This is a genomic window from Hydrogenophaga sp. (assembly GCF_022844385.1).
Classification (GTDB): Bacteria; Pseudomonadota; Gammaproteobacteria; order Burkholderiales; family Burkholderiaceae_C; genus Hydrogenophaga.
The window spans coordinates 1-5,716 of record NZ_JALHLX010000173.1; the positions used below are offsets into that span (position 1 = coordinate 1).

General features: G+C 67.7%; 5 protein-coding genes. All 5 read left to right on the forward strand.

Annotated elements, in window-relative coordinates; all coding sequences use genetic code 11:
- Positions 1-306 (forward strand): DUF2145 domain-containing protein (locus Q0C59_RS18105; protein WP_291218161.1); only part of this gene is annotated, 306 nt, incomplete at its 5' end.
- Between the two features lie 343 nt (positions 307-649).
- On the forward strand, positions 650-2,422 hold the full coding sequence (locus Q0C59_RS18110) for an N-acetylglutaminylglutamine amidotransferase (protein ID WP_291218163.1): 1,773 nt from the start codon (positions 650-652) through the stop codon (positions 2,420-2,422).
- A gap of 14 nt (positions 2,423-2,436) precedes the next feature.
- Positions 2,437-4,176 carry an N-acetylglutaminylglutamine synthetase gene (gene ngg / locus Q0C59_RS18115; RefSeq protein WP_291218165.1) on the forward strand — a complete coding sequence of 580 codons (1,740 nt, stop codon included), beginning with the start codon at positions 2,437-2,439 and terminating at the stop codon, positions 4,174-4,176.
- Positions 4,173-5,411 (forward strand): osmoprotectant NAGGN system M42 family peptidase, encoded by a 1,239-nt coding sequence (locus Q0C59_RS18120; RefSeq protein WP_291218168.1) that lies wholly within the window; start codon positions 4,173-4,175, stop codon positions 5,409-5,411. Before ngg ends, Q0C59_RS18120 begins: the two co-directional genes overlap by 4 nt.
- Positions 5,412-5,506: 95 nt before the next feature.
- A partial coding sequence (locus Q0C59_RS18125) for a PAS domain-containing protein (RefSeq protein ID WP_291218170.1) occupies positions 5,507-5,716 on the forward strand: 210 nt, incomplete at its 3' end.

Sequence of the window (5,716 nt, forward strand, 5' to 3'; positions counted from 1 at the left end):
GCCACGCGTTACCAGCAGTCCAACCAGTGGGCGCTGGAGACCCTGGCCTCAGCCGCCGAGCCGGGGGTGGGCAGCCGCGAGCAGGCCCAGGCCTGGCTGCGCTTCAAGGGCTACCAGCCGACCACTTTGCAACTGGGTGCGCTCACGCGGCTCGGTGCGCGCGTGAGTTCGGCCCACATCGCGTTCGACGACCACCCGAACGAAAAGCGTTTTTCCGACCGCATCGAGACGGTGACGGTGGACTCGGCGTTTGTCTGGCTGGAGCGGGCCGGTCTGGCAGGACCGCCGCAGCGGCTCGCCCCGTGACTGCACAGACCGCACTCCGGACTCATCATATGAAAAATGATGATCAGAGGTTGACCTTCATACTCAAATCAATATACTTTCCTCTTGCTTCATTTTTTAACCCCGCGTGCACAGAGTGCCCACGGAGCGTTGGAAGTCCCGGGTGCTGTGGCCGTTGGCCCAACCGCCCGGATGTCTGAAGAAGGCTTCCTCCCGGCGTTGCGCCCCGCAACGCGCGTTCCCACGGTCGTGCACCAGCCGATCCCGTCCATCCCCCTGTTTCATGGCCCGGCGACGTCCGGGCCGAGCCATTTTCTGAAACGGCGGCGGTGATCGGCTTTCCTGTCTGGAGGGCAGAACACCCATGTGTGGAATTGCAGGAGAAATCCGGTTTGACGGCGAGCCCGTCGATGTGGCGGCGCTCAGCCGCATGAACGAGCGGCAGCAGCCGCGCGGACCCGATGGCCAGGGTCTGCATGTGAGCGATCGCTTCGGTTTTGGCCACCGCCGGCTGAAGATCATGGATTTGTCCGAAGCCGCGCAGCAACCCATGTTCGACCCGGCGCTGGGTGCCGGCATTGTCTTCAACGGCGCTGTCTACAACCACGCCGACCTGCGCGAAGAGCTCGAAGCGGCCGGCTACCACTTTCACTCCACCGGCGACACCGAGGTGCTGCTCAAGGCCTGGCACGCCTGGGGACCGGACTTCGTGAAGCGGCTCAATGGCATGTTTGCCTTCGCCATCTGGGAGCGCGACAGCGGGCGTGTGCTGCTCGGACGCGACCGGCTGGGCATCAAGCCACTGTACCTGGCGCCCATCACGGGTGGCCTGCGCTTTGCCTCCAGCCTGCCTGCGCTGCTGGCCGCCGGCGGCATCGACACCGCCATCGACCCGGTGGGCCTGAACCACTACCTCTCGTTGCACGCCATCGTGCCGCCACCGCACACCCTCCTGCGAGGTGTGCGCAAGCTCGCACCCGGCTCGCTGCTGCAGATCGAGGCCGACGGCACCTCCAAAGAACACAGTTTCTGGTCGCTGAGCTACGAGCGCGACGCGGCCGATGAAGCCCGCTCCTTCGACGACTGGCGCGAGATCTTGCTGGGTGGACTGCGTGCCGCCGTGAAGCGCCGGCTCGTGGCCGATGTGCCGGTGGGCGCGTTGCTCTCGGGCGGTGTCGATTCGAGTCTCATCGTGGGCCTGATGGCCGAAGCCGGTGTGCGCGACCTGCGCACCTACAACGTGGGCTTTGAAGATGTGGGCGGTGAGAAGGGCAACGAGTTCGAATACGCCGACCTCGTGGCGCAGCGCTTCGGCACCGTGCACGAGCGCATCTTCGTGCCAGAGGCCGAGCTGCTCAACCGACTGCCCGAAGCCATTGCCGCGATGAGCGAGCCCATGGTCAGCCACGACTGCATCGGTTTCTACCTGCTGAGCGAAGCGGTGTCGCGCCACAGCAAGGTGGTGCAGAGCGGGCAGGGTGCCGACGAGGTGTTCGGCGGCTACCACTGGTACCCCAAGCTGCAGGGCAGCACCCAGCCGGTGGCCGACTACCTGGCCGCTTTCTGCGACCGCGACCACGCCGAGATGCGCGACGTGGTGCAGGACCGTTACCTCACCGGCGACGTGACGGCCAGCTTCATCGCCAGCCGGCTCACCGCGCCCGGTGCCAGCGACCCGGTCGACCAAGCCTTGCGCATGGACACCACGGTGATGCTGGTGGACGACCCGGTCAAGCGCGTGGACAACATGACCATGGCCTTTGGCCTGGAAGCCCGGGTTCCTTTCCTCGATCACGAACTGGTGGAGCTCGCGGCGCGCATCCCCGCGCGCCACAAGCTCGCCGGCGGCGGCAAGGGCATCCTTAAAGAGGCCGCGCGCAGGGTGATTCCGTCCGAGGTGATCGACCGGCCCAAGGGCTATTTTCCGGTGCCCGCGCTCAAGCACCTGCGCGGCCCGGTGCTGGAAAGCGTGCGCGATGCGCTGAACAGCCAGGCAGCGCGCGAACGCGGCCTGTTTCGCCCGGCCTATGTGCAGCAGCTGCTCGACGACCCCTCGGCCCACATGACGCCGCTGCGCGGCTCCAAGTTGTGGCAGCTGGGTCTGCTCGAACTCTGGCTGCAGCAACACGTGCGTTGAAAGGAGACACGACCATGCTTCGCAAACAAGCCCAACGCGCCCTGCGGCTCGGCCGCGCGCCCATGCTCCAGGCGGATGCCCGCGGCCAGTCGCCCGAGCGGACCGACGTGGTCCTGCCCTGCGGCTGGGGTCGGCTGATTGCCGGCCACACCTTCAGCGATGCGGCCGCCATCGCCGCGGCGCTGCTGCAGGAAGAACCCGGCCAGCGCGACATCGCCTTCTACCTCGACAAGCCGCACGTGGTGGTGGCGCATGCGCCCAGCCAGCTGTTTGTCGATCCGTCGGAAACCTTCCGCCTCTGGCTCAACGCCTACACGCCGCAGCGTGCGGTGCGCCGCGGCTTCACCATCCGCCGCCTGCGCTCGCGCGCCGACGTAGCCGCCATCAACGCGATCTACCGCGCGCGCCGCATGGTGCCTGTGGACCCGGCCCGTGTGTGGGGCGAGCGTGCGCAGCGCCAGGTGGTTTACGCGCTGGCCGAAGACCGGCACACCGGCGAAGTGATCGGTGTGGCCATGGGGCTGGACCACGCCGAGGCGTTTGGGGATGCCGAGCCCGGCGCCAGCCTGTGGGCACTGGCGGTCTCGCCGCAGGCCAGCCACCCGGGCATTGGCGAAGCGCTCACGCGCTACCTGGCCGAACACTTCCAGGCGCGCAGCCGCGCGTTCATGGACCTTTCGGTGCTGCACGACAACAGCTCGGCCATCGCGCTGTACAAGAAGCGAGGCTTCCAGAACATCCCGGTGTTCGCGGTGAAGCGGCGCAACGCCATCAACGAGCCGCTGTTCACCGGCCAGGGCGGTGCCACCGACGGGCTCAACCCCTACGCCCGCATCATCGTGGACGAGGCTCAGCGGCGCGGCATCCGGGTGGAGGTGGTGGATGCGGAAAACGGCTACTTCAAGCTCAGCCACGGCGGGCGCAGCGTGGTCTGCCGCGAGTCGCTGAGCGAACTCACCAGCGCCGTGGCCATGAGCCGCTGTGCCGACAAACGCGTGACCGCGCGCCTGCTGGCCCAGGCCGGCCTGAAGGTGCCGCAGCAGGCGCTGGCCGCCGACGCCGAAGCCAACGCTGCCTTCCTGCGCGAGCAAGGTGCCGTCGTGGTCAAGCCGGTCGATGGTGAGCAGGGCAAGGGCATCAGCGTCAACCTCACCGATGCCGACGACGTGGAGGCCGCGATCGAAAACGCCAGCCAGTTCGGCGAGCGTGTGTTGCTGGAGCAGTTTTGTGAAGGGCAGGACCTGCGCATCGTCGTGATCAACCACCAGGTGGTGGCCGCGGCCATCCGCAAACCCGCCACCGTGGTGGGCGACGGCCAGTCCAGCATCGCGCAGCTGATCGACAAGCAAAGCCGCCGCCGCGCTGCGGCCACCGGGGGCGAGTCGCGCATTCCGGTGGACGGCGAAACGCGCCGCTGCATCGGCCTGCAGGGCCACAAGCTCGACGACGTGCTGCCCTTCGGGCGGTCCCTGGCTGTGCGCAAGACCGCCAACCTGCACACCGGCGGCACCATCCACGACGTCACGGCGCAGCTGCACCCCGCGCTCAAGAGCGCCGCCGAACACGCCAGTCGCGTGCTCGACGTGCCCGTGACCGGACTCGACTTCCTCGTGCCTGCGGTCGACGGTCCCGAGCACGTGATCATCGAAGCCAACGAGCGCCCCGGCCTGGCGAACCACGAACCCCAACCCACCGCGCAGCGGTTTGTCGACCTGCTGTTTCCCCAGACTTCCTTTGACGAGGTGCCCGCTTGACCCAGACCCCAAAGACCGTTTCCGCCCCCGCGCCCCTGCCCGCCATCGACTACGCGTTCCTTGAAGAAACGCTGCTGCAGCTGCTCGCCATTCCCAGCCCCGTGGGCCTCACCGACGCCGTGGTGCGCTACACCGCCAGCCGGCTCGATGCCATCGGCATTCCCTACGAGATCACGCGCCGCGGCGCCATCCGCGCCACGCTCAAGGGGCGCGAGCCGCGCCCGGCGCGCGCCATCGTGGCCCACCTGGACACACTGGGCGCGATGGTGCGCGAGATCAAGCCCAACGGCCGCATCGGCATCGTGCCCATCGGCAGCTGGTCGTCGCGCTTTGCCGAGGGTGCGCGCCTCACCGTGTTCACCGACACACAACAGCTGCGCGGCACCTGCCTGCCGCTCAAGACCTCGGGCCATGCCTACGGCGACGAAATCGACACCCAGCCGTCGAGCTGGGACCATGTGGAGGTGCGCGTCGATGTGCCCTCGCACAGTGCGCACGACCTCAACGCGGCCGGCATCAACGTGGGCGACTGGATCGCCTTCGACCCGCAGCCCGAGCTGCAGCCCGGTGGCTACATCAACTCGCGCTACCTCGACGACAAGGCCGCCGTGGCCGTGCTGCTGGCGGCTTGCAAGGCGATCGTTGACAGCGGCGTGAAGCTGGTGGTGGATGCACATCCGCTCTTCACCATCACCGAAGAGGTGGGCTCGGGTTCGTCGGCCGCATTGCACGGCGACATTGCGGAAATGGTGAGCCTGGACATCGCGATTGCCGCGCCCGGCCAGAACACCGACGAGCGCGCCGCCACCATCTGCGTGCAGGACCAGGCCGGCCCGTTCGACTACCACCTCACGCACAAGCTGATCGACCTGGCCAAGGCGCACGGCATCGCGCATCGGCGCGACGTGTTCCGCTTCTACCGCTCCGACTCCGCCGCTGCGGTGGAAGCCGGCAACGACATCCGCACTGCGCTCATCGGCTTTGGCGCCGACGCTTCACACGCCCAGGAGCGCACGCACCGCGATTCTCTGCAGGCACTGGCCGGACTCACCGTGGCCTACATGTTGTCCGAGCCTGTGGCGCGCCGCGACCGCAAGTCCATGGGCTCGCTGGAAGGTTTCACCGAACAGCTCAAGCCCGGCGACATGGGCGTGGCCACCACGCCGTTGCCCGACCCGGTGCAGTTTCTGGAGGCGGACGGCACGGTGTCGCCAGAGGGCACGGGGCAAGCCTGAGCCTGTGCGTCTGGGCGGAGACCGGGCGCCTGCGCTGCTGTTCGACCGTGAGTTGGCTAGCGGTCTGAAGTCTGCATGGAGCGCACAATGGCCCCATGCCAGCGAACGAGGACAGCCCGCCGCACAACCCAGGGGATACGTCAGGGACCCAGGCGTTGCCGTGGGAAGGAGATCAACCCTACCGCCTGCTGTTCGACGCCCATCCCCAGCCCATGTGGGTGTTCGACCAGGACAGCAAGCGCATGCTGGCCGTCAACGCGGCGGCCATCACGCGCTACGGATACACGCGCGAAGAATTCCTGCGG

What these genes read in the sequence shown, in the direction of transcription:
- ngg (WP_291218165.1), top strand. Translation starts at nt 2,437, where the DNA reads ATGCTTCGCAAACAAGCCCAACGCGCCCTGCGGCTCGGCCGCGCGCCC.
- Q0C59_RS18110 (WP_291218163.1), top strand. Translation starts at nt 650, where the DNA reads ATGTGTGGAATTGCAGGAGAAATCCGGTTTGACGGCGAGCCCGTCGAT.